Below are 15,777 nucleotides of genomic sequence, written 5' to 3'. Positions count from 1 at the left end.
GCCGTCACAGGGCGCCCTCCGCGCGCAGCGCGGCCAGTTCCTCCGGGGTCAGGCCCAGTTCGGTCAGCACCGCGTCCGTGTCCGCGCCGTGCGGGCGGCCCGCCCAGCGGATCGCGCCGGGGGTGGCGGAGAGCCGGAAGAGGACGTTCTGCATGCGCAGCCGGCCGAGCTCCGGGTCGTACAGCGTGGTCAGGGTGCCCAGCGCCTGGTACTGTGGGTCGGCCATCACGTCCCGGACGTCCTGGACCGGCGCGATGGCCGCCTCGGCCTTCTCGAAGGCGGCCATGACCTCGGTGCGGGTGTGCCGGGCGATCCAGCCGCCGACCGCCTCGTCGAGCACGTCGGCGTGCGCGGCCCGGCCGGCGCCGGTCGCGAACCACGGCTCGTCGATCAGCTCCGGCCGGCCCACCAGGCGCATCACCCGTTCCGCCACCGACTGGGCCGAGGTGGAGACGGCGACCCAGGTGCCGTCCGAGGTGCGGTAGGTGTTGCGCGGGGCGTTGTTCCCGGTGCGGTTGCCGGTGCGGGGCTGGACGTATCCGAGCTGGTCGTACCAGAGGGGCTGCGGCCCGAGGACCGTCAGGATCGGCTCGATGATCGCCATGTCGACGATCTGCCCGGCGCCGGTGCGCTCCCGGGCCGCCAGCGCGGTCATCACCGCGTACGCCGTGGCCAGGCCCGCGATCGAGTCGGCGAGCCCGAACGGCGGCAGCGTCGGGGGCGCGTCCGGTTCGCCGGTGATCGCGGCGAAGCCGCTCATCGCCTCCGCGAGGGTGCCGAAGCCGGGGCGGGAGGCGTAGGGGCCGAACTGGCCGAACCCGGTGACCCGGGTCAGGACCAGGCGCGGGTTGGCCGCCGACAGCTCCGGCCAGCCGAGCTCCCACTTCTCCAGGGTGCCGGGACGGAAGTTCTCGACGATCACGTCGGCGGTCGCCGCCAGCCGCAGCAGGGTCGCCCGGCCGCCCGGCCTGGACAGGTCCAGGGTGATGGTGCGCTTGTTGCGGCCGAGCAGCTTCCACCACAGGCCGACGCCGTTCTTCGAGGGGCCGTGGCCACGGGAGGGGTCGGGCCTGATGGGGTGCTCGACCTTGATGACCTCGGCGCCGAAGTCACCGAGCATGGTGGCGGCGATCGGCCCGGCGAAGAGGGTGGCGAGGTCCAGGACACGAAGGCCCGCGAGGGGCGCGGGGGACTCCGCCCCGGGCGTGCGCGGCGTCATGGGCGGGACGCCTCCAGGTGGGTCAGCCGGGCCAGGGCGTCGAAGCCGGTGCCGTTGAAGTCGCCCACGGACGTGGCCAGCCGGTTCTTGAGCGGGGCCGTCCAGCGGTCGGGGAGGGCGGCGGGAGAGCCGGCGAGCAGGGCGGCGATGCCCCCGGCCGTGGCGCCGCCCGAGTCGGTGTCCCAGCCGCCGGAGACGACCCGGCAGATCGAGCCCGCGAAGTCGCCGTCGGCGTGGGTGAGGGCGGCGGCGATCAGCGCGGTGTTGGGGACGGCGTGGACCCAGTGGTAGGCGGAGTGGGTGGCGTGGAGTTCGTCCACGACCGACTCGAAGTCCTCGCGTCCGGCGGCCAGTTGGATGGCGTGCCGGATCGCCCGGGCGAGCCGGGAGCCGGGTGGCACCACCCTGAGGCCGGTGGCCAGGCAGGTGTGGACGTCGTGGGCACCGGTGGTCGCGGTAGCGATGACGGCGGCGGCGAACATCGCGGCGTAGACGCCGTTCGCGGTGTGGGTGAGGGTCGCGTCGCGGTGCGCCTGCTCGGCCGCGGCCGCCGGGTCGCCCGGGTTGGTCCAGCCGTGCATGTCGGCGCGGATCAGGGCGCCGATCCACTCGCGGAAGGGGTTGCGGTGACGGGCGGTGTGCGGCGGGCCGATGCCCAGCAGGAGGTTGCGGTAGGCGACGCGTTCGGCGGTGAAGGTGCGGCCGGCGGGGAGTTCGTCCAGCCAGAGCCGGGCGGCGTCGGTGGTGGTGAAGCCTCTGCCGTGGCGTTGCAGCAGGAGAAGGTTGAGCAGGGGGTAGTTGAGGTCGTCGTCCTCGGGCATGCCGTCGATGTTCTCGGCGAGCGAGGTGGTCGCCGAGCGGCGGTTCCAGGGATACTTCGCGGCCAGGTCCTCGGGCACACCGCGGGCGGTGAACCAGGTGGTCAGGGGCCAGTTGCCGGTGGACCGGGCGAGTTGGCGGATGCCGTCGAGGGGGAGCTTCTCGACGGGCTTGCCGAGCAGGCAGCCTGCGGCCCGGCCCAGCCAGGCGGCCTCCAGGCGCGCCCGGCCGGGTGCGGCCGGGCGCTGCGGGCCCGGTGGCGCCGGCCAGTTGGGGCACAGGGACCTGATCGCGGTCAGGTCCGTCGGCTCCACGTCCGCCAGCCGGCTGGGCAGCTCGGCCAGTTCGTCCAGCAGGTCCTCCGCCAGCAGGCGCAGATAGCGTGGGGCCCGCTGCGGGGAGGCGCCCGCCCGGGCCGGGGCCTCGGGGCCCTTGGCCGCCCGCCACCGGGCCGCGACCGCCGACGGTTCGCGGCCGTCCTGCACCGCCTGGCGCAACTCGTGGCCCAGCAGGTCCTCCGGCTGGACCCAGGTCAGTCGGAGCATCCCGGGTCTCCCATCTCGGCGAACGCCCGCTCGTGGGCCCGTCGCCGTCGTACGTCCTTCTCGAAGATCTCCCGGGCCACCCCGGTCAGCGTGCGCGCCGGTTCCCACAGGTCCAGACGGCTGGCCTCCGCCACCGTCTTCGCCCAGTCCTCCGGGACCGGCGAGCCCAGCGCTCCCGCCAGCGCCCCGGCCATCGTCGCGATGGAATCGCAGTCGCGGCCGTAGTTCACCGCGCCCAGGACGGCCTGGCGGCAGTCGCCGCGCGCCACCGTCAGCATGCCCAGCGCGACGGGCAGTTCCTCGATCGCGTGCAGCCGGGACGGGCGGCGGGCACCCAGCGAGGGGTTCCGGTAGTCGGCGCCGACCGTGTCGTACGGTGCCACCGCCTGCCGCAGCGGATCCAGCGCCGACTCGAAGTCCGAGTGCCGGCACGCCACTTCGCAGACCTGCTCGATCGCCGTCCGGGTGCCGTCCTTCGCCAGCGACAGGCATGCCGCCACGACCGAGTCCGGGGTGGCCCCCGGCGCGCACGCCGCCGCCACCCCGGCCGCGAGGACGCCCGCCGCCTCCCGGCCGTACGACGACTGGTGGGCGCCCGCCAGGTCGAGCGCCTCGGCGTAAGCGGCCGCCGGGTTCGCCGCGTTGACCAGTCCGACCGGGGCGGCGTACATCGCGGCACCGCAGTTGACGATGTTGCCGACGCCCGCCTCGCGCGGGTCGATGTGACCGTAGTGCAGCCGGGCCACCAGCCACTTCTCCGCCAGGAAGACCCGTTGCAGTGGCAGTGCCGCCGCCTCCAGCTCCGGAATCCAGCGCGGGTTGGTCATCAGGTCGGGGACCAGGTGGTCGGCGATGGCGTAGGCGTCCAGGTGGTCGCGGACCCGCGCGTACACCCGCACCAGGGCGTGCGTCATCAACGTGTCGTCCGTGACGTGGCCGTCGCCCTTGTGGTACGGGGCCAGGGGGCGCGCGGTGCGCCAGTCCTCGCCGTGCCAGGGACCGACGACGCCGTGCACGCGGCCGCCGTGGCGCTGGAGGATCTGGTCGGGGGAGTAGCCCTCGACGGGGCCGCCGAGCGCGTCGCCGACGGCGGCACCGACGAGCGCACCGGTGATTCGCTCCTCCAGGCCCGGGCCCCGCACCGCACCTCGGCTCTGTTCTCCTTTGGGCGTCATGCCCCGAATCATCCTCCTGGAGGGGCCGGTTGTGCGGCTTCCAGGAGTTCGGCGAGTTCCACCAGGTCGGTACCGGTCAGGCGCGGCAGCACACAACCGGACAGGGTGCGGCAGGCGTTCCGCCAGGACGCCGGGATCGCCTCGCCGCCGCCCAGCGCACCGGTCAGCGCGCCCGCGAGGGCCGGCGCGGAGTCGGCGACCCGGGACAGACAGGCCGCGGCCGGCAGCGCCTCCGCGATCCTTCCGCCCGCCGCCGTGGCCAGGGCCAGCGCGACCGGAACCGTCTCGGCGGCGGCGATGCCGTAGCTGTAGACATGGTCGACGATCTGGTGCTCCAGCAGCGGCACCAGCGCGAACGCGCCCTCGTCGCCCTGGGCCAGACGCAGCGCGTGCCGGGCGTTGCGGCCGATCTCCGTCTCCTCGGGCAGTTCGGCCAGCGCGGCCGTGACGCAGGCGCCGAGCCCGGCGCCGGCCAGCGCCGCAGCGAGCGCCGCCGCCATCGCCCGGGCGCCGTGCACGCCGTCGCCGTCCTGGGTGTAGCGGGCGTCGAACTCGGCCAGTTCGGCGGCGCGCCGGGGGTCGCCCGGATGGGCCACGGCCAGCACACAGGCCCGTACGCAGGCCGCGTCGTCGAAGTAGTGCGGGTTGTCGTGGCCGGTGGCGGGCGGGCGCAGACCGGCGGCGAGGTTGCCGAGGCCGGCCCGCACGGAGATACGGGCGCGCAGTGGCAGCACCGCCGACTCGACCTCGGGCGCGCGTTCGGCCGCCGCCGCGACCTCACTGGCCACGGTGTTCCAGGTGAGGTCGATCGCGGCCCGCATCCGGCGCTCCCGGCTGAGATCGCCGAGCGCAGCGTCGTCACCGGCCCGCAGCACCGCCTCCGCCGCGAACACCGCCCACTCGGCGTCGTCGGAGGGGCCCAGGCGCAGCGGCTCGGGAGGCTGGTTGAGCGCGATGGGGACGGGCAGCGTGGTCGTCGCGTTCTGCTCGGCGAAGGTGTCGAGTTCCCGGGTGAGCCGCCGGGTCCACTCGGGCATCCGCGCGGCCCGGTGCCGGGCGGCCGGCCACCCGGCCGCATCCCCCGCGGCCAGCCCCAGCAGCAACCCCTCCACCCGCCGCGTCACGCCCCCACCTCGCCGTCCTGGAGGGCGAGCGGGCCGACGACGGGGTCGGGGAAACGGCCGGGGAAGGGGTCGGGGAGATGGCCGGGGGAGGGGGCGGGGGCCTCCGGCCGTACGGGAGCGTCCCGCCGCGGGAGATGTCCGCGCCGCAGGACGACCTCGGGCCGGTCCGCCCGCTCCTGCCGATCGGCGGGCATGCCCCTCCCGGGCTCCCGTGCGCGGGCCAGCAGCAGGTCCGCCAGCTCCAGCACGTGCTGTCCGGCCATCGACGGCAGGCAGCTGCCCCGGGCCGGGCCGATGGCCGCCGCCCACTCCTCCGGGATGGCGGCGGCCCCCTGCGTCGCGCCGGCCAGGGCGCCCGCGACCGCCGCCGTGGTGTCGGCGTCGCGGCCCATGTTCACGGCGGCGAGCACCGCGGCGCGGAAGTCGCCGTCGGCGGCCGCGTACGCGCCGAACGCGAGGGCGACCGCCTCCGGGGCCAGGTCGGTCCAGGGGTAGCCGCCGATGACGACCGCGGAGCGGACCGCGCGTTCGCCGCGGTGGGCGACGGCCGTGGCCCGGCGCAGCGAGCGGGCCGTCCAGGAGTCGTCCGGGACCACGGCGAGGGCGGCCGCCACGACGGCGACCGGCGGGGCGCCCGCCATGGCCGCCGCGACCCCGGCCGCCACCGCCCGGCCGCCGTGGATGCCCTCGCCCTCGTGGCTGACCGAGCCGTCGATCGCCACCAGGCGGGCCGCCTCGCCGGGGCGGCCGGCGGCGAACACCCCGAAGGGGGCGGCCCGCATGGCGAGGCCGTCGCTCCAGGCGTGCCGGTGCTGGGCGGAGATGGGGGCGGCCAGTCCCCGGCGGAGGTTCTCCAGCGTGCCCCGCTCGCTGAACCCGGCGCCGCGGAAGGGAGCCTCGGCCCGGTCGGCGATCAGCTCGTGCCAGGCCGCCTCCACCAGGGACGGGGTGAGCGCCGAGCCGTGCCGGGCCAGCAGCAGGCCGGAGAAGAGGGCGTACTCGGTGTCGTCCGTGCCGGCCGGGCGCTCGGTGACGTAACCCGTGATCCGGCCCCAGCGGGCACGGATCTCCGACGGCTTCAGGTTCTCCGCCGGCGCCCCGAGGGCGTCTCCGACGGCGAGGCCGAGCAGCGCGCCGCGCGCCCGTTCGCGGAGGGCGGCCGGGGGGATGCCGGCGGTCGAAGCCATCGGGGGACTCTCCTCTCCAGGGCGCGGCGCCGGTGAGGGCACGGCCCTTTGCGGAACTGTCCCCGGTGCCGGGCCGGGCGCAGCCTCGCGCATCACAGCGTCACCCGTACGACATATGTGCAGTTATCCGCTCGGATGAGCGATGCGGTGCAAAACCGCAGGTTAGCCCAGCCTTCCCTTGCTGGCGGGCGTGAAATTATCGGCGTAGGTTCCCTGTCGTCGAAAAGTAGAACTCGTCCAAAAGCAAGCCTTGCCTAAGCTCCTGGGGGGACCCTCATGGCCATCCTCGACACCGAAGCGACGCTCCACGAGGCGCACCGCGACAACCACACGCACCGCGACGTGAACGGTGGGTGGCTGCGTCCCGCGGTCTTCGGCGCGATGGACGGCCTGGTCTCCAACCTCGCCCTGATGACCGGTGTCGCGGGCGGTGCGGTGAGCCAGCAGACCATCATCCTCACCGGACTCGCCGGCCTGGCCGCCGGTGCTTTCTCCATGGCCGCAGGCGAGTACACCTCCGTCGCCTCCCAGCGTGAGCTGGTCGAGGCAGAGCTGGCCGTCGAGCGGCGTGAGCTGCGCAAGCACCCGCAGGACGAGGAGGACGAGCTCGCCGCCCTCTATGTGGCGCGGGGCGTCGAGCCCGAACTTGCCCGCGAGGTCGCCCGGCAGCTGTCCAAGGACCCGGAGCAGGCCCTGGAGATACACGCCCGCGAGGAGCTGGGCATCGATCCGGGGGACCTGCCCTCGCCGCTGGTCGCCGCGGTCTCGTCCTTCGGCTCGTTCGCGCTCGGCGCGCTGCTGCCTGTGGCGCCCTATCTGCTGGGTGCCACCGCGCTGTGGCCGGCCCTGCTGCTCGCGCTCCTCGGGCTGTTCGCCTGCGGTGCGGTGGTGGCCAGGGTGACCGCGCGGACCTGGTGGTACAGCGGTTTGCGGCAGCTTGCCCTGGGTGGCGCCGCGGCCGGTGTGACGTACGTCCTGGGCACCTTGTTCGGAACGGCCGTAGGATGACGTGGCTGGGACTTATGCGTTGGGCCGCATAAGTACCCGTTACTCGCTGGTTTCGACTGCATGACCACCGGGCATGAGCCGTAAGCGCTGTGGGCAATGAGGCCTGCCGCGCACCCACGGGGCGGGCGGACACTGCTCTCCCCGCCCCTCGGGCCGACGCGCATGGATCTGACCGATCTTGTCCGTGTCGGTACCCCCATGACTTCCACCGCTGGGCGCGGTACCCCCGCCGCGGGCCCGCGGTGTCCGCATGTTGGAACGGAGTATCTGGTTCCGGGCAACCGCTCCATCATGTAATCTGCACGAAATTTCGCACTTACGCAGAGGGCCAACGTCGTCCCTCGGCACTGCACATGCCACATGACGACGACGGGAGAGCCGATGCGTACGCCGCGCCAGCCGTCCCAGCACTCCGCGAATGGCCAGAACTGGTCGTTCATGGATGCTCGCCCTGCTGCGCAGGGTATGTACGACCCCCGCAACGAGCACGACGCCTGCGGCGTCGGCTTCGTGGCCACCCTCACCGGCGAGGCGAGCCACGCGCTGGTCGAGCAGGCGCTCACGGTTCTGCGCAACCTGGAGCACCGCGGCGCCACCGGCTCCGAGCCCGACTCCGGCGACGGTGCGGGCCTGCTCTCCCAGGTGCCCGACGCGTTCCTGCGCGAGGTGGCCGGATTCGAGCTGCCCCAGGCCGGCGCCTACGCGGTCGGCATCGCCTTCCTGCCGGAGGACGGCACCGAGGACGCCGTCTCACACATCGAGACGATCGCGGCCGGCGAGGGCCTGACGGTCCTCGGCTGGCGCGAGGTCCCGGTCGCCCCCGAGCTGCTGGGCGCCACCGCCCGCTCCACGATGCCGGTCTTCCGCCAGCTGTTCGTCACCGACGGCGTGAGCGAGGGCATCGCGCTGGACCGCAGGGCGTTCGTGCTGCGCAAGCGCGCCGAGCGCGAGGCGGGCGTCTACTTCCCGTCGCTGTCGGCCCGCACCCTCGTCTACAAGGGCATGCTGACCACAGGCCAGCTGGAGCCGTTCTTCCCGGACCTGTCCGACCGCCGCTTCGCCTCGGCCATCGCGCTCGTCCACTCCCGCTTCTCGACGAACACCTTCCCGAGCTGGCCGCTCGCGCACCCGTACCGCTTCGTCGCGCACAACGGTGAGATCAACACCGTCAAGGGCAACCGCAACTGGATGGTCGCCCGCGAGTCCCAGCTGGCCTCGGAGCTGTTCGGAGGCAAGGACAACCTGGAGCGGATCTTCCCGATCTGCACCCCGGACGCCTCCGACTCCGCCTCCTTCGACGAGGTCCTGGAACTGCTCCACCTCGGCGGCCGCTCGCTGCCGCACTCCGTGCTGATGATGATCCCGGAGGCGTGGGAGAACCACGACTCCATGGACCCGGCGCGGCGTGCCTTCTACCAGTTCCACTCCACGACGATGGAGCCCTGGGACGGCCCCGCATGCGTCACCTTCACCGACGGCACCCAGGTCGGCGCCGTGCTCGACCGCAACGGTCTGCGCCCGGGCCGCTACTGGGTCACCGACGACGGCCTGGTCGTTCTCGGCTCCGAGGTCGGCGTCCTCGACATCGACCCCGCCAAGGTCGTCCGCAAGGGCCGCCTGCAGCCGGGCCGCATGTTCCTCGTCGACACCGCCGAGCACCGCATCATCGAGGACGACGAGATCAAGGCGACCCTCGCCGGCGAGCAGCCCTACGCCGAGTGGCTGGAGGCCGGCGAGATCGAGCTGGGCGACCTGCCCGAGCGCGAGCACATCGTCCACACCCACGCCTCGGTCACCCGCCGCCAGCAGACCTTCGGCTACACCGAGGAGGAACTGCGCGTCATCCTGGCGCCGATGGCCAAGGCCGGCGCCGAGCCGATCGGCTCCATGGGCACCGACTCGCCGATCGCCGCGCTCAGCGAGCGCCCGCGTCTGCTCTTCGACTACTTCACCCAGCTGTTCGCGCAGGTCACCAACCCGCCGCTGGACGCGATCCGCGAGGAGCTCGTCACCTCGCTGCGCTCCTCGCTCGGCCCGGAGGGCAACCTGCTCGAGCCGACGGCCGCGTCCTGCCGCAGCGTCCTGCTGCCCTTCCCGGTCATCGACAACGACGAGCTGGCCAAGCTCATCCACATCAACGCCGACGGCGACATGCCCGGCTTCAAGGCCGCGACCCTGTCCGGTCTGTACCGGGTCTCCGGCGGCGGTGACGCGCTCGCCGCGCGCATCGAGGAGATCTGCGCCGAGGCCGACGCGGCCATCGGGAACGGCGCCCGCCTGATCGTCCTGTCCGACCGCCACTCCGACGCCGAGCACGCGCCGATCCCGTCGCTGCTGCTCACCGCGGCCGTCCACCACCACCTCATCCGCACCAAGCAGCGCACCCAGGTGGGCCTGCTGGTCGAGGCCGGCGACGTCCGCGAGGTCCACCACGTCGCCCTGCTCATCGGCTACGGCGCCGCCGCCGTCAACCCGTACCTGGCGATGGAGTCCGTCGAGGACCTGGTCCGCGCCGGCACCTTCCTGCCGGACATCGAGCCCGAGAAGGCCATCCGCAACCTGATCTACGCCCTCGGCAAGGGCGTGCTGAAGGTCATGTCCAAGATGGGCATCTCGACCGTCGCCTCCTACCGCGGCGCCCAGGTCTTCGAGGCCGTCGGCCTCGACGAGGCCTTCGTCGAGAAGTACTTCAACGGCACGGCCACCAAGATCGGCGGCGTCGGCATCGACGTCATCGCCAAGGAGGTCGCCGCCCGCCACGCCAAGGCCTACCCGGCCTCCGGCATCGCCCCGGCGCACCGCGCGCTGGAGATCGGCGGCGAGTACCAGTGGCGCCGCGAGGGCGAGCCGCACCTGTTCGACCCGGAGACGGTCTTCCGCCTCCAGCACTCCACGCGCACCGGCCGCTACGACGTCTTCAAGAAGTACACCTCCCGGGTGAACGAGCAGTCCGAGCGCCTGATGACGCTGCGCGGCCTGTTCGGCTTCAAGTCGGACCGGCAGCCGATCTCCGTCGACGAGGTCGAGCCGGTCTCCGAGATCGTCAAGCGCTTCTCCACCGGCGCCATGTCGTACGGCTCCATCTCCAAGGAGGCGCACGAGACCCTCGCCATCGCCATGAACCAGCTGGGCGGCAAGTCCAACACCGGTGAGGGCGGCGAGGACCCGGAGCGCCTGTACGACCCGGCGCGCCGCTCGTCCATCAAGCAGGTCGCCTCCGGCCGCTTCGGTGTGACCTCCGAGTACCTGGTCAACGCCGACGACATCCAGATCAAGATGGCCCAGGGCGCCAAGCCCGGCGAGGGCGGCCAGCTGCCCGGCCACAAGGTGTACCCGTGGGTGGCCAAGACCCGGCACTCGACGCCGGGCGTGGGACTCATCTCCCCTCCGCCGCACCACGACATCTACTCCATCGAGGACCTGGCCCAGCTGATCCACGACCTGAAGAACGCCAACCCGCAGGCCCGCATCCACGTGAAGCTGGTCTCCGAGGTCGGCGTCGGCACGGTCGCGGCCGGCGTGTCCAAGGCGCACGCGGACGTGGTCCTGATCTCCGGCCACGACGGCGGCACGGGCGCCTCCCCGCTGACGTCGCTGAAGCACGCGGGCGGCCCCTGGGAGCTCGGCCTGGCCGAGACCCAGCAGACCTTGCTGCTCAACGGCCTGCGGGACCGCATCGTGGTGCAGACCGACGGCCAGCTGAAGACCGGCCGCGACGTCGTCATCGCCGCGCTGCTGGGCGCCGAGGAGTTCGGTTTCGCGACCGCTCCGCTCGTCGTCTCCGGCTGCGTGATGATGCGGGTCTGCCACCTGGACACCTGCCCGGTCGGCATCGCCACCCAGAACCCGACCCTGCGCGAGCGCTTCGCCGGCAAGGCCGAGTACGTCGTGAACTTCTTCCAGTTCATCGCCGAGGAGGTCCGCGAGCTCCTCGCCGAGCTGGGCTTCCGCTCCATCGAGGAGGCCGTCGGTCACGCCGAGGCTCTCGACGTGACCCGCGCGGTCGACCACTGGAAGGCGCAGGGTCTGGACCTTCAGCCGCTGTTCCACGTGCCCGAGCTGCCCGAGGGTGCGGTGCGCCACCAGGTGATCGCCCAGGACCACGGCCTGGAGAAGGCGCTCGACAACGAGCTGATCAAGCTCGCCGCCGACGCCCTGGCCGCGGCCGGCGCCGCCGACGCCCAGCCGGTGCGCGCCCAGGTCGCCATCCGCAACATCAACCGCACGGTCGGCACCATGCTCGGCCACGAGGTGACGAAGAAGTTCGGCGGCGCGGGCCTGCCCGACGGCACCATCGACATCACCTTCACCGGCTCCGCCGGCCAGTCCTTCGGCGCCTTCGTCCCGCGCGGCATCACGCTGCGCCTGGAGGGCGACGCCAACGACTACGTCGGCAAGGGCCTGTCCGGCGGCCGGATCGTCGTCCGCCCGGACCGCGCGGCCGACCACCTCGCCGAGTACAGCGTCATCGCGGGCAACACCCTCGCCTACGGCGCAACCGGAGGCGAGATGTTCCTGCGCGGCCGCAGCGGTGAGCGGTTCTGCGTCCGCAACTCCGGCGCGCTGGTCGTCTCCGAGGGCGTGGGCGACCACGGCTGCGAGTACATGACCGGTGGTCGTGCGGTGGTGCTCGGCCCGACGGGCCGCAACTTCGCGGCCGGCATGTCCGGCGGTGTCGCATACGTCATCGACCTCGACCGCGACAACGTCAACGTCGGCAACCTGGAGTCGATCGAGGCACTGGACGAGGCCGACAAGCAGTGGCTGCAGGACGCGGTCCGCCGCCACCAGCAGGAGACGGGCTCCACCGTCGCCGAGAAGCTGCTCGCCGAGTGGGACACCGCGGTGGAGCGCTTCAGCAAGATCATCCCCAGCACGTACAAGGCAGTGCTCGCCGCCAAGGACGCCGCCGAGCGAGCCGGTCTGTCCGAGACCGAGATCACCGAGAAGATGATGGAGGCGGCGATCAATGGCTGACCCGAAGGGCTTCTTGAACCACGGCCGCGAGGTCGCCAAGTCCCGCCCGGTCCAGGAGCGCGTCAAGGACTGGAACGAGGTCTACGTCCCCGGCTCGCTGCTGCCGATCATCAGCAAGCAGGCCAGCCGGTGCATGGACTGCGGCATCCCGTTCTGCCACAACGGCTGTCCGCTCGGGAACCTGATCCCGGAGTGGAACGACTACGCCTACCGCCAGGACTGGGCGGCCGCCTCCGAGCGCCTGCACGCCACGAACAACTTCCCGGAGTTCACCGGGCGGCTGTGCCCGGCGCCGTGCGAGTCGGCCTGTGTGCTCGGCATCAACCAGCCGCCGGTCACCATCAAGAACGTCGAGGTCTCGATCATCGACAAGGCGTGGGAGACCGGTGACGTCGCGCCGCAGATCCCCGAGCGCCTGTCCGGCAAGACGGTCGCCGTCATCGGCTCGGGCCCGGCGGGCCTGGCCGCCGCCCAGCAGCTGACCCGGGCCGGCCACACCGTCGCCGTCTACGAGCGCGCGGACCGCGTCGGAGGCCTCCTGCGTTACGGCATCCCCGAGTTCAAGATGGAGAAGCGGCACATCAACCGCCGTATCGAGCAGATGCGCGCGGAGGGCACCCGCTTCCGCACCGGCGTCGAGATCGGCCGCGACCTGAAGGCGACGGACCTGAAGAAGCGGTACGACGCCGTCGTGATCGCCGCCGGTGCCACCACCGCGCGCGACCTGCCGGTCCCGGGCCGCGAGCTCAAGGGCATCTACCAGGCCATGGAGTACCTGCCCCTGTCCAACAAGGTGCAGGAGGGTGACTACGTCACCGCGCCGATCTCGGCCGAGGGCAAGCACGTCGTCGTCATCGGCGGCGGTGACACCGGTGCGGACTGCGTGGGCACCGCCCACCGTCAGGGCGCGGCTTCCGTCACCCAGCTGGAGATCATGCCCCGCCCGAACGACGAGCGGAACCCGGTCAACCAGCCCTGGCCGACCTTCCCGATCCTCTACAAGGTCACCTCGGCCCACGAGGAGGGCGGCGAGCGCATCTACTCGGCGTCCACGACCCACTTCGAGGGCGACGAGGACGGCAATGTGCAGTGGCTGCACCTGGCCGAGGTCGAGTTCGTCGACGGCAAGCTGACCCAGAAGCCGGGAAGCGAGCGCAAGGTCCCGGCCCAGCTGGTCACCCTGGCCATGGGCTTCACCGGCACCGACCGGGAGAACGGCCTGGTCGAGCAGTTCGGCCTGGAGCTCGACGAGCGCGGCAACATCGCCCGCGACGCCGACTTCCAGACCAACGTGCCGGGCGTGTTCGTCGCCGGCGACGCCGGCCGCGGCCAGTCGCTCATCGTGTGGGCGATCGCCGAGGGCCGCTCGGCCGCCCGCGGTGCCGACCGGTACCTGACCGGCGCCAGCGACCTGCCGGCCCCGATCCGCCCGACGGACCGTGCGCTGATGGTCTGACGCGCGACCGCACAAAAGACGTCCCGTACAACGGCGTACGGGCGGGATATCTGGGGCGAATAGCCCCAGGTCCCCCCAGACGGCGCCTGCCCTCCAAGTCCCCGACCGGACCTGGGGCAGGCGCCGCCGCTTTTCCGGGCCGCGCCCCGCCCGGGACTCTTCGCCCGGCCTTGGACTCTTCGCCCGGCCCGAGACCTTCGCTCAATCAGAGACCTTCGCTCACGCCGAGGTTTGCGCTCAGCCCGAACTCGCGCTCAGCCCCTCGAACCTCACCGTGGCGTCCTCCGTGTAGGCGCCCACCCTGCCCCGCACGTAGGGCCGTTCGGCGTCGGTGAAGTTCACCAGCGGTCTGCCGCCCACCGCGACCGACAGCTCGGGCCCGTGCTGGCGCACCCGTACCTCGTACCACTGGCCGACCGGGTACGGCGTACGTCCCGTGGCCAGGAATCGCTGGCCGCCCGGATGGGCCGGGTCCCGCTTGCCGAGCTCCCAGCCGTTGGGCTTGAGAGTGATGTAGTAGAAGTGCTCCGGGTCGGTGTACGCCCACACCAGCCACGGCACCTCCCACGGGTTGGGCTTCGGCGCGCGCAGCTGCCTGACCGCCCGCATCCGCGCCGCGTAGCGCACATCGGTGTAGGAGGCGGTGCTCACCACCAGCCCCGCATGCGTGGTGCCGGGGTCCTCGGCCGCCCTGGGGGACAGCGAAAGGGAAACGTCGTCGCCCGTGTTGGTGCCGTGGCCGTCGAAGACCGACAGCCAGCGGCCGTGCGTGGAGCCGTCGCGCCAGGGCACGGCCGGTGGCGGGCCGTGGCCCCCGCACCGGCCCAGGGCGATCACGAGGACCGCGGTCAGGGCCAGCGACAGTGTCAGGGCGGTGAGGAGGCGACCCCTGCGCCCCGCCGGAAGGGGAACCCGCCGACGGGGCCGCAGGAGTGAGGAGGTCATGCTGCCGAGTATGGCCCGGAGGTGGTGACCCCGACCGGCACCTCGGCGGCGAAGTCCTCGGCCAGTTGGGCGAGGACGCGCCCGGCCGCCCGTCCGTCGCCGAACGGGTTTCCGGCCGTCGCCATCCGCCGGTACTCCGCCGGGTCGTCGAGCAGCCTCTCGGCGCAGCTCACCACGGCGTCCGGGTCGGTGCCGACCAGTCGGGCGGCCCCCGCCTCCACCGCCTCCGGCCGTTCGGTGGTCGTGCGCAGGACGAGGGCGGGCTTGCTCAGGCTCGGGGCCTCCTCCTGGATGCCGCCCGAATCGGTGAGGACGAGGTCGCACTCGGCCAGCGTGGCCGCGAAGTCCAGGTAGCCGAGCGGCTCGACCAGCGAGATGCCGTCCTGGCCCTCGAGTTCGGGCAGCAGCGCGTCCCGCACGGCCGGGCTCTTGTGCAGCGGCAGCACGATCTCGACGTCTCCGCGCCGGGCCAGCCGGGTGAGCGCCCGGCCCATGCCGCGCATCCGCTCGCCCTGGTTCTCCCGGCGGTGCAGCGTCACCAGGATCCGCCGGGCACCGGTGCGGAAGGCGGAGGCACCGGTGCCCTCGGCCAGCACCCACAGCAGGTTGTCGATCACCGTGTTGCCGGTGGTGAACACCTGGTCGGCGGGGACGCCCTCGTCCCTGAGATGGCGGGCCGCGCGCGCGGTCGGCGCGAAGTGCCAGCGGGCGATCCGCCCGATCAGGCAGCGGTTGAGCTCCTCCGGGAACGGGTTGTCCAGGACTCCGGTGCGCAGCCCGGCCTCCACATGCGCGACCGGGATCTTCTCGTAGAAGGCGGCCAGGGCGCCGGCCAGCGCGGTGGTGGTGTCGCCCTGCACGACGACCAGGTCCGGGCGCTGGTCCCGCAGCACCTCGCCGAGTTCGCCGACCAGCCGGGCGGTCAGCTCGGACAGCTGCTGACGGCTGCGCATCACGTCGAGCGCGATCCGTACGCCGACGCCGAGCAGGCCGAGCATCTGGTGGAGCATCTCGCGGTGCTGTCCGGTGGTGACGACGACCGGCTCGAACTGCGCGTCGGCCGCCATCGCCCGCGCCACCGGCGCCAGTTTGATCGCTTCCGGCCGGGTCCCGAGCACCAGCATGGCGCGTACGGGCACGGCTGACGGGTGTGTGGACATGAAGAGGCCCCCCAAGGGCGTGCGCGGTCGCGACCGCGCACAGTGATGAATGGTGAGATGAGAGAGAAGAGGTCGAAACGCGGCCGATGGGACGCGACTGAAGGGACACGGCTGATGGGTCACGGCTGATGGGTCACGGCCGATGGGTCACGGCCGATGGGC

Annotated in this window: 10 protein-coding genes; 3 read left to right on the top strand and 7 right to left on the bottom strand. The window is 72.7% G+C overall.

What is annotated here, in order from left to right; all coding sequences use genetic code 11:
• Window positions 1-4: 4 nt before the first annotated feature.
• From ACH4UM_RS09155 to ACH4UM_RS09135, 5 genes are read right to left on the bottom strand one after another with little or no spacing between them, the layout of a single operon-like run.
• Window positions 5-1,219, bottom strand: coding sequence for a CaiB/BaiF CoA transferase family protein (locus ACH4UM_RS09155; RefSeq protein WP_398175663.1), 1,215 nt, complete (start codon window positions 1,217-1,219; stop codon window positions 5-7).
• The gene (locus ACH4UM_RS09150; protein ID WP_398175661.1) at window positions 1,216-2,583 is read right to left on the bottom strand and encodes an ADP-ribosylglycohydrolase family protein; all 1,368 of its coding nucleotides are present in this window, start codon (window positions 2,581-2,583) and stop codon (window positions 1,216-1,218) included. Before ACH4UM_RS09150 ends, ACH4UM_RS09155 begins: the two co-directional genes overlap by 4 nt.
• On the bottom strand, window positions 2,571-3,758 hold the full coding sequence (locus ACH4UM_RS09145) for an ADP-ribosylglycohydrolase family protein (protein ID WP_398175659.1): 1,188 nt from the start codon (window positions 3,756-3,758) through the stop codon (window positions 2,571-2,573). Before ACH4UM_RS09145 ends, ACH4UM_RS09150 begins: the two co-directional genes overlap by 13 nt.
• Before the next feature lie 8 nt (window positions 3,759-3,766).
• Window positions 3,767-4,882 (bottom strand): ADP-ribosylglycohydrolase family protein, encoded by a 1,116-nt coding sequence (locus ACH4UM_RS09140; protein ID WP_398175657.1) that lies wholly within the window; start codon window positions 4,880-4,882, stop codon window positions 3,767-3,769.
• Entirely contained in the window at window positions 4,879-6,069 is a 1,191-nt protein-coding gene (locus ACH4UM_RS09135; RefSeq protein WP_398175655.1) for an ADP-ribosylglycohydrolase family protein, read from the bottom strand. Before ACH4UM_RS09135 ends, ACH4UM_RS09140 begins: the two co-directional genes overlap by 4 nt.
• Window positions 6,070-6,345: 276 nt before the next feature.
• Between ACH4UM_RS09135 and ACH4UM_RS09130 the strand changes: the two genes are divergently transcribed.
• The 3 genes from ACH4UM_RS09130 to ACH4UM_RS09120 all read left to right on the top strand — a co-directional run bounded on the left by ACH4UM_RS09130 (window position 6,346) and on the right by ACH4UM_RS09120 (window position 13,510).
• Window positions 6,346-7,077: a VIT1/CCC1 transporter family protein gene (locus ACH4UM_RS09130; RefSeq protein WP_398175653.1), complete on the top strand. Its 732-nt coding sequence runs from the start codon at window positions 6,346-6,348 to the stop codon at window positions 7,075-7,077.
• A 465-nt stretch (window positions 7,078-7,542) separates the two neighbouring features.
• Window positions 7,543-12,054, top strand: a complete 4,512-nt coding sequence (gltB, locus tag ACH4UM_RS09125; protein WP_398175923.1) for a glutamate synthase large subunit — start codon at window positions 7,543-7,545, stop codon at window positions 12,052-12,054.
• The gene (locus ACH4UM_RS09120) at window positions 12,047-13,510 is read left to right on the top strand and encodes a glutamate synthase subunit beta (RefSeq protein ID WP_398175651.1); all 1,464 of its coding nucleotides are present in this window, start codon (window positions 12,047-12,049) and stop codon (window positions 13,508-13,510) included. The genes gltB and ACH4UM_RS09120 overlap by 8 nt, the downstream gene beginning before the upstream one ends.
• A 237-nt stretch (window positions 13,511-13,747) precedes the next feature.
• On the opposite strand, the gene ACH4UM_RS09115 is transcribed toward ACH4UM_RS09120, so the two are convergent.
• Both ACH4UM_RS09115 and wecB read right to left on the bottom strand, forming a co-directional pair.
• Entirely contained in the window at window positions 13,748-14,455 is a 708-nt protein-coding gene (locus ACH4UM_RS09115) for a calcium-binding protein (RefSeq protein ID WP_398175649.1), read from the bottom strand.
• Window positions 14,452-15,615 (bottom strand): non-hydrolyzing UDP-N-acetylglucosamine 2-epimerase, encoded by a 1,164-nt coding sequence (gene wecB, locus ACH4UM_RS09110; RefSeq protein ID WP_398175647.1) that lies wholly within the window; start codon window positions 15,613-15,615, stop codon window positions 14,452-14,454. Before wecB ends, ACH4UM_RS09115 begins: the two co-directional genes overlap by 4 nt.
• Window positions 15,616-15,777: the final 162 nt, after the last annotated feature.

Source organism: Streptomyces sp. NPDC020801, assembly GCF_044334385.1.
Classification (GTDB): Bacteria; Actinomycetota; Actinomycetes; order Streptomycetales; family Streptomycetaceae; genus Streptomyces.
This window is presented reverse-complemented; position numbering and strand designations above follow the sequence as displayed.